The sequence below is a fragment of the Peptoniphilus sp. HMSC062D09 genome, from assembly GCF_001811425.1.
In the GTDB taxonomy this organism is placed as follows: domain Bacteria; phylum Bacillota; class Clostridia; order Tissierellales; family Peptoniphilaceae; genus Peptoniphilus_A.
In genome coordinates, this window is sequence record NZ_KV804745.1 from 49,681 (window position 1) to 65,595 (window position 15,915).

15 protein-coding genes, 1 tRNA gene and 1 other RNA gene are annotated in these 15,915 nt (G+C 34.2%); 11 read left to right on the forward strand and 6 right to left on the reverse strand.

All coding sequences use genetic code 11. The annotated features are described in order from the left end of the window. The first annotated feature begins 44 nt into the window (after positions 1 to 44). A complete protein-coding gene (hpf, locus tag HMPREF2801_RS08010) occupies positions 45 to 566 on the forward strand; it encodes a ribosome hibernation-promoting factor, HPF/YfiA family (protein WP_070611694.1) in 522 nt (173 codons plus the stop codon). 169 nt (positions 567 to 735) lie between these two features. Next, entirely contained in the window at positions 736 to 2,352 is a 1,617-nt protein-coding gene (locus tag HMPREF2801_RS08015; RefSeq protein ID WP_070611696.1) for an alkaline phosphatase, read from the forward strand. A gap of 90 nt (positions 2,353 to 2,442) precedes the next feature. On the opposite strand, the gene HMPREF2801_RS08020 is transcribed toward HMPREF2801_RS08015, so the two are convergent. The 5 genes from HMPREF2801_RS08020 to HMPREF2801_RS08040 all read right to left on the reverse strand — a co-directional run bounded on the left by HMPREF2801_RS08020 (position 2,443) and on the right by HMPREF2801_RS08040 (position 7,304). Continuing rightward, positions 2,443 to 4,134, reverse strand: a complete 1,692-nt coding sequence (locus tag HMPREF2801_RS08020) for a hypothetical protein (protein WP_070611699.1) — start codon at positions 4,132 to 4,134, stop codon at positions 2,443 to 2,445. Between the two features lie 8 nt (positions 4,135 to 4,142). Continuing rightward, on the reverse strand, positions 4,143 to 5,021 hold the full coding sequence (locus HMPREF2801_RS08025) for an AAA family ATPase (protein WP_070611701.1): 879 nt from the start codon (positions 5,019 to 5,021) through the stop codon (positions 4,143 to 4,145). A 16-nt stretch (positions 5,022 to 5,037) separates the two neighbouring features. Further along, a complete protein-coding gene (locus HMPREF2801_RS08030; RefSeq protein ID WP_070611703.1) occupies positions 5,038 to 5,358 on the reverse strand; it encodes a hypothetical protein in 321 nt (106 codons plus the stop codon). A gap of 55 nt (positions 5,359 to 5,413) precedes the next feature. Beyond that, on the reverse strand, positions 5,414 to 6,868 hold the full coding sequence (locus HMPREF2801_RS08035) for a carbon starvation CstA family protein (protein ID WP_070611705.1): 1,455 nt from the start codon (positions 6,866 to 6,868) through the stop codon (positions 5,414 to 5,416). A gap of 359 nt (positions 6,869 to 7,227) precedes the next feature. Further along, positions 7,228 to 7,304: transfer RNA gene (locus tag HMPREF2801_RS08040), tRNA-Pro, on the reverse strand. Between the two features lie 188 nt (positions 7,305 to 7,492). Here HMPREF2801_RS08040 and HMPREF2801_RS08045 point away from each other — a divergent pair. The 3 genes from HMPREF2801_RS08045 to ssrA all read left to right on the forward strand — a co-directional run bounded on the left by HMPREF2801_RS08045 (position 7,493) and on the right by ssrA (position 9,148). Then, entirely contained in the window at positions 7,493 to 8,131 is a 639-nt protein-coding gene (locus HMPREF2801_RS08045) for an HAD family hydrolase (RefSeq protein WP_070611707.1), read from the forward strand. After that, entirely contained in the window at positions 8,128 to 8,757 is a 630-nt protein-coding gene (locus HMPREF2801_RS08050) for a VanZ family protein (protein WP_070611709.1), read from the forward strand. Before HMPREF2801_RS08045 ends, HMPREF2801_RS08050 begins: the two co-directional genes overlap by 4 nt. A 49-nt stretch (positions 8,758 to 8,806) precedes the next feature. Next, positions 8,807 to 9,148: a transfer-messenger RNA gene (gene ssrA, locus HMPREF2801_RS08055) on the forward strand. 102 nt (positions 9,149 to 9,250) lie between these two features. Here the strand turns inward: ssrA and HMPREF2801_RS08060 are convergent. Continuing rightward, positions 9,251 to 9,667, reverse strand: coding sequence for a hypothetical protein (locus tag HMPREF2801_RS08060; RefSeq protein WP_070611711.1), 417 nt, complete (start codon positions 9,665 to 9,667; stop codon positions 9,251 to 9,253). A gap of 47 nt (positions 9,668 to 9,714) precedes the next feature. Between HMPREF2801_RS08060 and HMPREF2801_RS08065 the strand changes: the two genes are divergently transcribed. From HMPREF2801_RS08065 to HMPREF2801_RS08090, 6 genes are all read left to right on the forward strand, one after another. After that, positions 9,715 to 10,710, forward strand: coding sequence for an MBL fold metallo-hydrolase (locus HMPREF2801_RS08065; RefSeq protein WP_083303737.1), 996 nt, complete (start codon positions 9,715 to 9,717; stop codon positions 10,708 to 10,710). A 70-nt stretch (positions 10,711 to 10,780) separates the two neighbouring features. After that, on the forward strand, positions 10,781 to 11,755 hold the full coding sequence (gene folP, locus HMPREF2801_RS08070; RefSeq protein ID WP_070611713.1) for a dihydropteroate synthase: 975 nt from the start codon (positions 10,781 to 10,783) through the stop codon (positions 11,753 to 11,755). Between the two features lie 52 nt (positions 11,756 to 11,807). Then, positions 11,808 to 12,779 (forward strand): phosphate acetyltransferase, encoded by a 972-nt coding sequence (pta, locus tag HMPREF2801_RS08075; protein ID WP_070611715.1) that lies wholly within the window; start codon positions 11,808 to 11,810, stop codon positions 12,777 to 12,779. A 107-nt stretch (positions 12,780 to 12,886) separates the two neighbouring features. Next, positions 12,887 to 13,576: a response regulator transcription factor gene (locus HMPREF2801_RS08080; protein ID WP_070611717.1), complete on the forward strand. Its 690-nt coding sequence runs from the start codon at positions 12,887 to 12,889 to the stop codon at positions 13,574 to 13,576. Further along, positions 13,557 to 14,522 carry a sensor histidine kinase gene (locus tag HMPREF2801_RS08085; protein ID WP_070611719.1) on the forward strand — a complete coding sequence of 322 codons (966 nt, stop codon included), beginning with the start codon at positions 13,557 to 13,559 and terminating at the stop codon, positions 14,520 to 14,522. The genes HMPREF2801_RS08080 and HMPREF2801_RS08085 overlap by 20 nt, the downstream gene beginning before the upstream one ends. Positions 14,523 to 14,639: 117 nt before the next feature. Continuing rightward, positions 14,640 to 15,905, forward strand: coding sequence for an erythromycin esterase family protein (locus HMPREF2801_RS08090; protein ID WP_070611722.1), 1,266 nt, complete (start codon positions 14,640 to 14,642; stop codon positions 15,903 to 15,905). Positions 15,906 to 15,915: the final 10 nt, after the last annotated feature.

The following is a 15,915-nucleotide window of genomic DNA, read 5'->3' on the forward strand; positions in this document are numbered from 1 at the left end:
AAAAATTGGGTAAACAATTAACAAAGAAAAGGAGAGTGACATTTATGTTATTGAACTTTGTTGGAAAAAACATTGAACTTACAGAATCTTTAAAAAATGTGGCAGAAAAAAAATTCTCCAAATTGGATAAATACTTTTCTGAAGAAGCCAACGCGAGAGTTGTATTTTCTACTGTAAGAGAAGAACAAACTGTAGAAGTTACAATATTTTTACCTAAGACAATTATTAGAGCAGAAGAAACTACAGACGATATGTACTCTTCAATGGACAACGCTGTGGATGCACTTGCTAGACAAATTAGAAAACACAAGACTAAATTAAAGAGAAGATACCAAAATAACGAAACTATTAGATTCGATGAAATTGTTGAAAAGGAAAAGGAAGAAGCTGAAAACAAAATCGTTAAAAGAAAGAATTTCGAACTTAGTCCAATGAACGAAGAAGAAGCAATTCTTCAAATGGAACTTTTAAATCACAATTTCTTCGTATTCTTAGATGGAGACACTGAAGCTGTTTCTATTGTCTACAAGAGAAAAGATGGCAATTACGGAAAGATTGAAGTATAAAATAAAAATTTATGGGCGCTTAGGCGTCCTTTTTTTATGGAATTTTGTGTAAAAATTTTTGCAGCCAATAAATTTTATTTATGCAGATAAAAAATATTTTTACATAAGATAAATATTAATTTTACATTCCTCTGTTACATTATAGCTAAAGAAAATCTAGGAGGAATAAATGAAAAGTTTTAAGAAAATTTTGGCAGTGACACTTGCAGTGGCAACTCTTGCACCAAGTTTCGCCTTTGCTGAAAAGAAAGATTATGGCAGTGCAAAAAATGTAATCATGATGATACCTGATGGCATGAGTATAGAAGCACTTACTACAGCAAGATGGATGACTAAGGACAAAAAATTTGTTATGGACGATATGGCAACAGGTCTTGTTAGAACAAACAATTCAAACACACCTATTGCAGACTCTGCTCCAGCAGGAACAGCTATGGCAACAGGAATAAAAACAGAATCACCTTTTGTAGGATGTTATCCAACAAAGGCAGGCATGCCAGGTGCTGCTGAACTTGAAAAGGATAGGGCAAAACAACCTATAGCAAATGTCCTTGAAGGCGCAAAGAGAAGTGGAAGATCCACTGGTATTGTTTCAACTTCAAATATTCAACACGCAACACCAGCGGACTTCTCAGCTCACAATCCTGACAGAAACAACTATGAAGACCTTGGCGAACAACAAGTTTACCAAGACATGGAAGTGGTTCTAGGAGCAGGCAGCACTTATTTAAGTAAAGAAACTAGAAAGGACAAGGAAGACCTTCTTGCTGAAATTAAAAACAAGGGCTACGATTATGTAACAAATAAAAAGGCAATGGAAGATTCAAAGGGCGATAAGATTTGGGGACTTTTCGAAGACAAATCCTTCCCTTATGAAATTGACAGAGATAAAGTCAACAAGCCTTCTCTTGCAGAAATGACTGACAAGGCACTAAAGGTCCTTTCAAAAAATGACAAGGGATTTTTCTTAATGGTTGAAGGTTCAGAAGTTGACTGGGCAGCTCACTCCAACGATCCAGTTGCACTCATTCACGAAATCAAAGCCTTTGACGATGCAGTAAAAGTTGCAAAAGACTTTGCTGATTCACACAAGGACACAGTTATTGTAATTGCAGCAGACCATGGAACTGGCGGAATAACTTTTGGACATAGAAACATCACTAAGGGTTATGACAAGACTCCTCTTAATGAATTTACAGATTTAATTTTATCTGCAAAAATTTCTGTAACTAAGGCAGCAGAAGAAGTTAAAGAAGACAAATCAAATGTAAAAGAAGTAATGGCAAAAGATTTTGGCATAAAAGATTTAACTGAAGAAGAGATGAACTTAATCAAGACTGAAAAAGATGTAGTTTCAGCAATGGGAAGAATTATCTCAGCAAGAAGCCACATTGCATGGACAACTGGCGGACACGTTGGCGGAGATATAGGACTTTACTCTTACTCAACAGCTGAAAAGGCAGAAAGACTTATTGGAACAGTTCACAACTATGAAATTGGAAGATACCTTGAAGATGTACTTGACCTAGACCTTGACAAGTTAACTGAAGAACTTTACCAACCAATTAGAAAGGGCTTCGAAGACAAGGGAGCAGAGGTTAATTTTGTGAAGAAGGGCGAAAATGATTACGAAGCTATTGTAACAAAGGGCGAAGACAAAATTGTATTCCCAGTATCAAAGAACTACGCAATTAAAAATGGCGAAAAAGTTGAACTTGGCGGACTTACAATTTACAGCACAAGATCCGTATATGTTCCACAAAAAGCTTTTGACCTAGTAAAATAATAAAAATTTTAATAAATCCAAATATTTGATAATCCTAATTAGATTTCAAATCCATCAAAAAAACTGCGGCCACCTTGACAGCTGCAGTTTTTATTTTTTTTCGATATTTGCAATTTCTCTTTGAATAAAGCGGCCAGCCACGTTGGCAATTTCCTTTACGCTTTTGATTTTAATATAATTTCGTCCAAACAAAAATTTTGCGTTTTCTATTTTGTCGCTATTTAATATTGCCGATGTGTGAATGCCCAGTTTTTTAAGTTTGTCCAATTCCTTTTTTGTGTCCTCTAAAGAGCTTTGGTCAGAATAATTTTTTGAGCTAAAAAAGTTTTTTGAAGCCAGGGGCCTTATGTCGCGTGGATGGGCATCAGTTAGGGCAATCAAAAGATGATTTTCATTTTTAGAATCAATTAAATTTTGATAGGCACGATAAAATAGTCCGTCGCGGTTCCAACCGGCAGTCCTATACCTAAAAATTTTCTCAAAGTCGCACTTATCTTCATATTCCTTTAAGATAGTGATGACTGTATAGTCCCCTACAGTCTCGTAGGAAATCACACGATTTAATATTTCGTTGTTTTCAAGAGATTTGGACACGATGTATGCCTCAATGGCAATGTCGCTTTCTAGGTCCATTAAGGAGGCAGAGGCATCTAGGACTAGGTCTACCTTTAAGTAGGAGTTGAGATTTAAAATTTTCTTGGAAAAAATATTTACCCTGTCAGAAATCATGGACTTGTAGGCGAGCTTTGAAATGAGTTTGCCGCTATTAGTCACCACTTCTTCTATGCCAGAGTGATTGGAAAGAGCCAGCCTAATTTTTTTGGATAGACTTTTAATTTCATTGTTGTAAAAATTTCTGTTTTCCTTAAATTTTAAGAGGTGCCTATTTATTGCCTGGTCGTCAAAATTTTCCTCATCAATATTTTTGTGGCTTTGCCCTCTTGTGTAGTGAAGCCTTGACTTTTTGTGGGCTCCATATAAATATTTCTCCTGGATTACTTTCATCTCATCATCAGAATAAATTGACTTGCCAAAGGTGTCTTCAATGTATTTTTCCTTTTCTCTTCGCCTTTTTAGGGCAAGGGAATAGAAAAAACCTGTAAGACCAGAAGTCTTTTTAGCTTGAAAATCGCCGAAAATAGTTGGACTATTGGACCTTTCCAGTTTGACAAAGCCCAGGCTGTCAAAGAGGGCGAAATTTTTTATGGGAGAAAATTTTAAGACTTCATTTTCCTTGTAATTTAAATTTTCACGAAAAATATTTAAGATTCTCTCTTCTAAATTTTTCTCATCAGTGTCTTCCGGAAGTCTTAAATTTTCAAAAATACTTTCTCTCTTGTCGTTTAACTTGTAGGGCATGCCTAAAATATTGTGGACCTTTTTAAGCTGCATTTCGAAAAATAAATTTTCTTTTAGAGCCAAATTTTTTCTCTGCAAATCATATTTGTCTTCCAAAAATTTTTCTGCGTAAAGCTTGCGAAGAGATGTCAAGACTTGTCGAGACTGAACTTCTTTTTCATAGACCAAATCTTCTAGGAGAAAAATGGCAAATAAATCAAACTTATCTCTGTAGAGATTGTACTGCCAATTATTAAAAATTTTTTCTAAATTTTCGCTGCCAAAATATTTTGCAGAAAGACCAATTATTAAATTTAGATAAAAGTCGGGATTGCCAGAGATGTCTTCGCCAGTGATAAAGGGCTCCTTATCATAGTCCATGGACCCGTCCCAAATTATATTTTTTATTCGATTTTCTTCTTTTCTTGAATTTTTATTTGTCATAGTAAAAATCACTCTTGGAAAATATCTTTAAAATATAAATTTTCTTTAAATCTCGTCTTTATTAAGTCCTTTAAAATTTCTTCTTCATAGGGATCAAAAAGCTTATTTGCAATAGTGAGATCAAGAGCAGAAGTTAGACTTAAGTCCTCTATCACAAGGTCAATGGCATCAAAGATCCCCCTAAGATCTGGTGCATTTCTTGAAATTTCTCCTGCCTCTGCCTTTAGTTTTAAATCGTAAAAGAAAAAGGCAATGTTTCCCACATATTCATCTTTCATCTTTGGATATTCTTTTTTAATAAGCTCAACAAGTCTCTCGCGAGAGATAAGGGGCATCTTTATAATTACAAAACGAGAGAGGAGGGCTTCGTTTAACTCTCTGGTGCCCTCGTAGCCATAATTCATAGTGGCAATAAATCTCGTTGCAGGGTGAAGTTTAATGATGTCGTAGCCTGGTATGTCGATGATTCTTCTGTAGTCAAGGATGGAGTGGAGGACTGCCATGGCTTCGTTTTTTGCCATATTGATTTCGTCTAGGACAACAAAGCCGCCACAGCTTGCGGCCTTTGTTATTGGTCCTTCACGAAAGAGGACATTTCCATTTTTTAGGGTGTCGTCGCCAATTAAAACGGAAGAGTCAATATTTATGTGAAAGGACAAATTCCAAAGAGGCCTTTTAAAAATGTAGGCGAGATTTTCTGCCAAGACATTTTTGCCTGTGGACTTGTCGCCAACTAAGAGAATATTTTTGCCTGCCAAGACTGCAGAGATTGCCTCCCTTAAAATTTCGTCGCCAGAGTAAAAGAAGTGAGGATCTGGTATTCTATTTTTATATTTTTCATCTAAGTCATAATTTTTTATAAATTCGTCAATTTTATTATTTTTCATCTAATCACTCATCGATTCACTGGTCAATTGAATTTATTTCGTTCTCAACATATAATTTTTTAAAACTTCCAAGACCAACTGCAGATATTATTATATCCATGTCTTCTCGACCTTCCAGGTAAAGATCAATAGTGGGATTATAAAAAACAGCTATGCCCGACACGTCAACTTTTTTATACCTACTTATGTCTTCATCCTCCCTTATGCTTATGTCAAAGTCAAAGGTGCCCACGCCGCAGCAACAAGCCTTAGCATCAAGGTCGGGATTGATAAAAATTTTATCCTTATTTTTATTTTTAAGATAAGTTAGAGCCTTATCACTTAGTATAAAATTCATAAAACCTCCTAATAAAAAAAGGTGGCATGTCCAGCCACCTCTTACTTTAAAAAAATTAATCTAAAACAATAGATTGAATTCTACTTTGATTTTTCTTGCCAAGCTTAACAACGAAGTAAGCATATAGTGCTGCTAAAACGCCTGCTGCAGGGTAAGCAATTGAGAATGGCATTCCTAGTCCAAGACCTTTAACATTTATAATAAATGCAAATACAATAAATGTATAGAAAGTACCTGGAATCAAAGTAATAATATAATTTTTGTTGTTGTTGATTAGATAAATACTAGCAACTGCAAGTGCAAATATTGCTACGAATTGGTTTGTGAAACCAAAGTATCTCCAAAGTAGGTTAAATCCATTAGGATTTGTCTTTGCAAAGTATAGGATTGCAAAAGCTGGGATAAATAGTACAGCAGAAAGTCCTGCTCTCTTTGAAGGAGATTTTTGGTCAATATTTAATTCTTCAGAGATGATAAGTCTAAGAGACCTAAAAGCAGTATCACCAGAAGTGATAGGAAGTGCAATAACACCAAGAACTGCAAGAAGTCCACCAACATTACCCATGAAGTATTTAGAAACTTGACCAACCATAATTGTTCCCGGAGTGTCAAGTGGAGCAATACCAGATGAGAAAATTACCATTGCGCCTGCTGCCCAAACCATGGCGATGAAACCTTCAGCGATCATAGTTGAGTAGAAAGTTGTTCTAGCTTCTGATTCAGATTTAACAGTTCTAGAAATAAGTGTTACTTGAGAACCGTGGAAACCTGATAAGATACCACAAGCAACTGTTATAAAGAATGATGGTATAAATCTTTGTCCAAGTGGGTGTTCTGCAAGAAGACCAGCATTTTCAAATGCTAAGTTTCCTGAACCTTTAATAAAGATTCCAATAAATACTCCAATAGCAGATACAATTAGGAAACCACCAAAGATTGGATAAACTTTACCGATTAATTTATCAATAGGTAGTACAGTTGAAGCGATGTAGTAAGCAAAAATTACTGCATAGATAATCCAAATAACATTTGAATCAGCTCCAACCTTAAGAATATCATTTGCGATTAAGTCCCCAGGAGTGTAGACAAAAACTACACCAGTAAGTAGAAGTAAGATTGCAATAACAATATTGTAGAATTTACGAACTCCATCGCCAATGTACTTTCCAACGAGCTTAGGAACTTGTGATCCACCATTTCTCATTGAAATAAATCCAGTCATGTAATCATGAACTGATCCTGCAAATACGCATCCAAGTGGAATTGCTAGAAAAGCAATAGGTCCAAAAAGAATACCTTGGATAGGTCCAATGATTGGTCCCATACCTGCAATGTTTAGTAGATTGATGAGCCAGTTTTTCTTTTCGCTCATTACTACATAGTCAACTCCGTCAGCTTTTCTAACAGCTGGAGTTTCTCTGTCGTCTGGTGCCAATTGACTTTCTACATATTTTGAGTAGAAAAATCCGCCACCAAGCAATATTATAAGTCCAATAATAAATAGTAACATATAAATCCTCCTTTACTTTTATTATTCTTAGTTTAATTATAGAACAATGAACTTATAAATACAAGGAAATAACATTAAAGAATTTCAACGCATCAATCGTTTGCAGAACATTTTGTAAAAATGTTTTTACAAAGTTTTAATTTAAAATCTTTATTTAAAAATTATTAATATTATTTGGAAAGTTTTGTGAGAGCTTTTATGAAAAAACTTATAGAAAAGTAAAATTTTATTAAAAATATTATTGGAACTTAAAACATTTAATAATTTGAAAAATTAGAAAAATCTTAAGAGGATTAACGGACATAGGTCCATAAAGATGTTTTTAGACAAAAAAATAAGGCTTACGCCTTAAAATAAATTGGTCGGGGTGAGAGGATTCGAACCCCCGGCCCCATGGTCCCAAACCACGTGCGCTACCAAACTGCGCTACACCCCGACAATGAAAATTTTACAAGAATTTTATATTCTTTTTATTTAATTTTCGAACAGATATTATTATAACATGAAAAAAATTTTTGTCAAAGACTTTTTAAAAAAATTTTAAAAAGCACTTAGAAAACTATTATAGTTGATTTATAAAAAGATTACAACTAAAATATAAGTATTATTAAAGAAGGAGGTAACATGAAAGCTATTATATTTGATTTAGACGGAACCCTGGTGGACTCCATGGGATATTGGAGAAGAGTTTCTCGCGATTTTATGAAGACAAAGGGAATAGACATAGAAGACAGTGTGCAACACAAGATGACTACCATGAGCCTTAACACTTCCCTTAGGTATTTAAAGGACTATTACAAGTTAAGCGAAAGCTTTGAAGAACTTTATAAAGGTTTTAGCGACACAGTTATAGATTTTTATTCTAACAAAGTTAAGTTAAAGGACAATGCCCTTGAAATTTTAAAATATTTTAAGGACAGGGATAAAAAAATTGTCATAGGAACATCAACAGCAAAGCACTTTGCAGACATAGTAATAAAAAAATACGGCATAGACAATTACATTGAAGGACTTTACACAGCAGATTCAGTTGGCCACATAAAGGGCGAAGAAAAATTTTTCACTACAATAACTTCTGAAATAAAGGAAGATCCAAGGGATGTATATTTAATTGACGACTCCTATCTTGCCCTGAGGACTGCCAAAAGTGCAGGTCTTGAGACAGTGGGCGTCTACGATGAAAATTCCAAGGACAAGTGGCACTTAGTTGTAGAAGAAAATAAATATTCCATAACAAATTTAATAGAACTAAAAAATATATGAGATTATTTTTATTTTTTGCGGCAAGGACAATACCTGCCTTCATAATTACCTTTGTAGTCTTTTCCATGGTGAGAGTAAAATTTTTCTCCCACAGAAAAATAAATTCTTCTGGCTTTAGGGAATTTCTCTTGAGTCTTTTTGCAGGCTACCTTGCCTTTCTAGTAATAATGTTATTTACACCAAACTCCTATATTGCCAACTCAGGAATAAATCTAACTAACGAAAACTTTGACTTCGTTGGAAATTTTAAAGACAGGATAACATCAGGAGCCTGGGGCGTAAACCTAGTTCCCTTTAGAACTATAAAAAATTACATAAAATATTCAGGTTTCCTTCACACAATGATAAATATAATGGGCAATGTAATAATATTTGTGCCCTTTGGAATTTTACTTCCAGAAATTTTTTCAAAGGCGAGAAATATTTTAAAGATCCTTGGCATTACTTTTGCCACTTCCTTTTTTGTTGAGTTCATACAATTTTTTATAGGAAGGTCTGTTGACATTGACGACTTGATGTTAAATGTCCTTGGGTCAGTGATTGGATATTTTATTTGGAAGAAAAATTTAAGATTTAAATTTGCCAAGAAAAAGAGAAAAAAATTGAAGAAGACTGAGATGGGCTAAAATTGACAAAAAGGCGGAATTTTAGTATAATTTTAGTCTAACTTCATATGGGGGCGAAAATGGTTTCGACGGGGATTTTGAGCTTTAAGTAGCGAGTCGTTGATGGATCACACAACGCTAAAATGGTCTATAAAAAATAAACGACGAAAATAATTTCGCACTAGCTGCCTAATTAGGTAGCAATCCGGCCAGACGCCGCGAACTGTAACCGGGTTTCAAATTAGCGGGCAAACGAACTCTGTAATGCGCCATAGCAGAGGGGGTTAATGGCGATACTCTGTATGAGTTTGACACTCTAGTAATACAGGGGAAATTTAAGAGGAGTCTGCACTCGGAGAATCTTTCTGTAAGAAGTCTTCGGACGCGGGTTCGACTCCCGCCGCCTCCACCAAAATTTTAATTTAAAGTCATTCATGCTTATGGATGGCTTTTTATTTTTGCTGGAAATTATTTTATTGGCAAATAAAAAAAGAGACTTTCGCCTCTTAATTTTTTAGCTTGATTGTAAAAGTTCTTCATACATCTCTATTAGTTCTTCTGGTATGACGAAGTTAAAGTAGGTGCCTGATTTTGATAGGAAGAGATACATGAGTCCCAGGGATGTGAATTTTTTCATGTTTACATAGACATTTTCGTCGGAATAATCTACAGCGCCATTATAAAAATCGTAAAAGGACTTATGCTCTTTTTCGTCAAAGTTCATGAGAGTGTTTTTAAATTCACTGGTAATTTTTTTATGTATTTCTTCTACTTCTTCTGACAAACTTAGCCCTTCAAGGTCTAAGTCATAGGAAGATGCAATGAGTTGTCTTTGGTCAGCGTCTAAACTCTCTATAATAGGGTATAATTTATCAATAGGCAGTTTGTTAATGGTTTCAACTTTAAAAAGTTTTAATAAAAAATCGCTCATAATTCACCTCGTATTTATTATACATGAAATGAGCTGTGGGAGGAAATATGTCTAGTATTAAAAAACTTTCTGATGGCGTTTATTGTAAAATTATTCCCCTAAAGGGAAATCCCCTAAAGAGCATAAATATTTATATGGTAAAGTCCAGGGGCGAAGCTCTTATTATCGACACAGGCTTTAACACTGAAGAGATCAGGAGTGAAATGTTATCTTTTATAAGAGACATGGAAATTGATTTAAAGAGGACAAAGTTATTTTTGACTCATCTTCACTCTGACCACACAGGTCTTGCAACTTGGTTTCATGAAGAACTTGGCGTGGAAATTTATATGGGAGACATTGACTACCGCATGATGTCTTCTATGGCTGATGCAAATTCTAAGAGGTGGAAAGATGTCATGGCGACTACCCACCTTCAAGGGCTGGATGAGGACAATTTAAAAATTGAAGAGCATGCAGGCTTTCTGTATAGACCCAAGGCAGAGTTTCCCTACACTTCCTTTAATCCTGACTACACCCTAAAGCTTGGAGACTTTATCTTTAAGGGCATGGATTTTTCTGGTCACACTCCTGGCATGGTTGGCCTCTATGAAGAGGAGAGAAAAATTTTATTTTGCGGCGACCACCTCTTGGGAGACATCACTCCAAATATTACTTTTTGGAATTTTACTGTGGGCGACAGCCTTGGCAGATATCTTAAAAATATTGAGAAATTAAGAAATCTTCCAATTGACCACCTTTATTCATCTCACAGGGCACTTATTGAAGATGTGCCAAAGAGGATTGACGAGCTAAAGGCTCATCACGAAAAGAGAATTAACGAGGCGTTAAAGACTTTAGAGGCTAGGGGCAAGTGCACAGTTCGTGACATTGCTATGAATATGTCCTGGGACATGAGGGCAAGGGACTTTTCTGAATTTCCAAACACGCAAAAGTTTTTCGCAGCAGGAGAAGCTCACGCTCATCTAGAACACCTAAGGGCCCTAGGCAAGGCTGATTTTGAAAAAGATGAGGATGGAGTTTTGCACTACTACGCGATTTAAAATTTATTTGATTTAAAAAGTTATTAGACATAGAATTATGATGACGAGAAAAATAAAAATGGAGTGAAAAATGAATAATTTAATTTGTAAGTATAAAGACAAAGTTTTTGAAAGTGGCAAGGAAACAATTTTATGTGGCATTGTAAATGTTACACCAGATTCTTTTTCTGACGGCGGCAAATGGTATGGCAAGGACAAGGCCATCAAGAGGGCAATGGAACTCATTGATGCCGGTGCAAAAATGATTGACCTTGGCGGCGAATCTACTAGACCAGGCTCTACTTATGTAGAAATTGAAGAAGAAATTAGTAGGGTTGTGCCAGTTATTAAAGAATTAAAGACTATGACAGATGTGCCCCTATCCATTGATACATGGAAGGCAGATGTGGCACAGGCTGCAATAGAAGCAGGCGTTGACTTTGTAAATGACATAACAGGTTTTATGGGCGACCCTAAAATGGCTGAAGTGGTAGGAAAAAGTGATGTGGGCGCAATTTTAATGTTTAATCCAAAGATTGCAAGGCCAAAGCACAAGTCATCTGCCAACTTTCCATCCTTTGGTGGAGAGGGAGCCTTTACTGATGAAGAATTAAAATCCTTTGAAGACATGGACATAGTGGAAGTCATGAAAAAGTATCTAGAAAAATCCCTTGAAAGGGCAGAAAAAAATGGCATTACAAGAGATAGAATTATGCTTGACCCAGGCATTGGCTTTGCCCTAACTAAAAAGGAAAATTTAAAATTAATAGACAAAATTGACGCCATAAGAGAAATGGGCTGCTTCACATTTTTAGGAGTATCAAGAAAGAGATTTATCACAAATATTTTGACAGAAAATAATATTGACGCTGATGGAAATAATGAAGAAGGCTTTGAAAATAGAGACGAAGCATCGGCTGCTCTTACGACACTAGCAGCCTACAAGGGCGTGGAAGTTTTGAGGGTCCACACAATGAAGCATCACAGACTTGCAAAGCTCGTTGCAGACTCTGTAAGGCTCAATGAAGTTATAGAAGATGTAAATTTCAAACCTTATTCACTTTAAATTATTTTTTATAAGATATATAATATAAGCATAAATAAAAAAGGGGGACATTATGTCATTAATTGAAAATTTGAGAAGTAAAGTAAGAGCATCAAAACCAGAAATAGTATTTCCAGAAGGCGATGACCAAAGAATTTTAAGAGCAGCAATTAGACTTAATGAAGATGGAGATATTAAACCAATAGTTCTTGGAGACAAAAAAGAACTTGAAGCTTTAGCAGAAAAAGAAGGTGTGAAACTAGGAGACCTTGAAATTCTAGACCCAGCTAACTATGAAGCTAAAGATGAAATTGTTAAGGCTTTTGTAGAAAGAAGAAAAGGAAAAGTAAACGAAGAACAAGCAGCAGAAATCTTAAAAGACCACAACTATTTTGGAACAATGCTTATCTACATGGGAAAAGCTAAGGGACTTGTATCAGGTGCAGCACACACAACTGCAGATACAGTTAGACCAGCCCTTCAAATCATAAAGACAAAAGAAGGATACAAGAGATGCTCTGGAGCCTTTATCATGCTTAGAGACGAAGAAATGTATTTAATGGCAGACTGTGCTATTAATATTGACCTTGATGCAGACGGACTTGCAGAAGTAGCAGTAGTATCAAATGAAACAGCAAGACAATTTGGCATGGATCCAAAGATTGCAATGCTTTCTTTCTCAACTAAGGGTTCAGCATCTCACGACAGAGTAACAATGGTTGCAGAAGCAACAAAAATGGCTAAGGAAAAAAATCCTGACATGGCAATTGACGGAGAATTACAATTTGACGCAGCTTTCGTAGAATCCGTTGCAAAGAAAAAAGCACCAGGTTCAGAAGTTGCAGGACACGCAAATGTATTTGTATTCCCTAACATTGAAGCAGGAAACATTGGCTACAAGATCGCTCAAAGATTTGGCGGCTTTGAAGCAATTGGACCTATCCTTCAAGGACTTAATGCCCCAGTAAACGACTTATCTCGTGGTTGCTCAGAAGACGAAGTATATTCACTAGCAATCATAACAGCAGCACAAGCAGTTCTATAAATTAAATTTTGACTTAAAGACTTCCTTAGGGGAGTCTTTATTTTTTTGCCCTTAATATATATAATGATGTCAAGTAATTTTTAGTGAAAAGAGTAGGTTGTAAAGATATGGAAAACAAAAAGTGGAAGATTTTTTTAGTAGAAGATGACAAAGTAATTGCTGAAGAAATTGAAAGACACCTCAATTTTTGGAATTATGAAATAAAAATAGCCGAGGACTTTCAAAATATTTTTGATGACTTTAAAAACTTTCATCCTGATTTAGTTTTGATGGATGTAAGTCTTCCCTTTTACAATGGCTATCACTGGTGCAAAATTATTAGAAAAAATTCTAAAGTTCCGATTTTATTTATTTCAGCCGCCGATGAAAACTTAAATTTGATAATGGCAATGGATCTTGGAGCAGATGATTATTTGACTAAGCCCTTTGAACTAGAGCTATTACAAATAAAAATAAGAGCCTTACTTAGAAGAGCTTACGAATATGTTGAGACAAGAAATATTTTTTATAAAGACATAAGGCTTGACTGCGACAAGATGATTATATCAAGAGAAAACAGAGAGATAGAACTTACGAAAAATGAATTTAAAATTTTAGAAATTCTCTTGGAAAAGCCAGGCAAAGTTGTTAATAGAGATGAAATTATTGATAAAATTTGGAAAACGGACTCTTATATTGACGATAACACCTTAACAGTAAATGTAATGCGTCTTAGAAAAAAGTTAGAAGATATAAATATTTTTGAACTCATAAAAACTAAGAAAGGAGTAGGCTATTATGTCTCACCTGCCAATTAAAAGTTTTTTAAAGAGAGAAAAATTCACAATAATTTTTGGGATTTTTATATTTTTTTATATTCTAGGAGTTTATTTAGTTTTTGAATTTGAAAGAGTAAAGACTATTTACATATCTTTTTTATATCTATTTTTATTTTTTATTTATATGGTTTTTCTTTATTCCACAAGAGACAGAGAATTCAGAGAAGAAATTGCTCTTTTAAATCAAAAAAATTACGAAAAAATTCTAGAAATAAAGGATTCTCCATTATCAAGAGCTCTTTATAAAAGCGTAGAAGAAAATAAAAAATTTAGAAATAGTGAAGAAAAGAGAAGATCTGATGTAAAAAATTATTTGACCATTTGGACTCATCAAATAAAATCCCCAATATTTGCACTAAGGCTTCTACTCAAAAAAGATGAAATAAATAAAATAGAATGCGAGAAAGAAATTTTTGAAATCGAAGAATATGTGGGAAATATTTTAGGCTATGCAAGGCTGAATGCAGATAGCACTGATTATGTTTTTAGCAAATACAGTTTAGACGAAATTATTAGAGGTGTAATAAGAAAATATTCAATTCAGTTTATTGGAAAAAATAATAGCCTTGACTTTTGTGAAACTAAGAAAATAATTTTAACTGATGCCAAGTGGTTTTCTTTTTTATTAGAGCAAATTATTTCTAATGCAATAAAGTACACGCAAAATGGAAGAGTAGCAATTTATTTAAAGAAAGATGAACTCGTAATTGAGGACAATGGAATTGGAATAATGCCAGAAGATTTACCGCGAATTTTTGATGCGGGATACACTGGTTACAATGGAAGATTGGAGAAAAAGTCAACGGGATTGGGACTTACCCTTTCAAAGAATATTGGTAAATCTTTAAGAGTGACACTTAGATGTGAATCAGAGCCAAAGATTGGCACAAAGATGTATATTAATTTAAAAAATATTTTAGATTAGGGTGCTTAGCACTCTTTTTTTATATCTTACAAAAATGTCACATTAAAGCTTGATTTGTTATGTAAATAAAAGGATTTATTTTTTTGTACAATTTATAATGTAGAAAGAGGTGAGAAAATGATAAAGAAAATTTTTAAGGGAATTTTAATTTTTATATTAACTATTATTTTTCTTGTAGGGCTTGGAGATTTTTTATGGATTAAAATACCTGAGTTAAGTGCAAGAAAAAATATTTCAGATATAGAGGACTATGGCAAAAAAGTAAGCCAAATAAAATTAAATGATGATATAAAAGTTGTGGGACTTGGGGAAGCTACTCACGGGAATTCTGATTTTCAAGATTTAAGATTAGAAGTTCTAAAGACTTTAGTTGAAAAAAATAATTTAAAAAGTTTTTGCCTTGAAGCAGATTTTGGCGAGGGCATGATTATAAATAATTACATTCATGGAAATAAAAGAGTTGAAAATATTTCTAGTGTTTTTTCTTTTAATATTTATCACACAAGGAATATGAATGACCTCATAAATTATATGTTTGACTACAATCAAAGGGCAAAGGAAGAGGATAAACTTTCCTTTTACGGCTTTGATATGCAAAACCCCGAAAAATCTATGGAGTTAATTTTAGATTTTTGCGAAGAAAATAATATTTTACAAGATAAAGACTTGCAAAGGGAATTTTCCTTTATTAAAGATGAAAAATTTAAGATTTCACAGATAAAAGGTAGAGAAGATTTGTTGTTAGAAATAAAAGCTCATGTCGACAGCCTATCTTCTAACTCTGCAAGGCTTGTTTCAAGAGCTCTTACAAATGTCTTGGACAGCGTAAAATATTATGAATTGGATTTTAATGACTATGGAAAAGTGAATAATTTAAGAGATAAATTAATGGCTGAAAATGTTAAGTGGATAAGTGATTTTGAAAAATCAAAGGGAAATGATCTGCTTTTAATTTCTGGTCACAATGGTCATCTTGCGAAAAGTGAAAAGTTTTATGAGCCCATGGGTTCTCACTTAAAGGAAATTTTTGGAGAAAAGTATTTTATTATTGGCACAGACTTTTATAAGGGCATTGTAAATATTAATGAGATTGGTCCAGATAATAAGAGGGCAAACCATGTTTTTATATCTGCAGATCCTTTAGCTTACAGTGCGAGAAAATTTAAGGGCAAATATTATTTAGATTTTACAAAAGTTCAAGATGGCGAAACATTTGAATTTATAAATAGAGAGATTAATATGGGAAGTTTGGGCGAAGGATATTCTCCACTTATGAAATTTATTCCAACAAGTTATAGAGTAAAGGAAGTCCCAAAAGATTTATATGATGCAATGATTTTTGTTTATTATGCAAAGCCAATTGCTGTGATTTATGAAGATTAGTTTTAAAGAG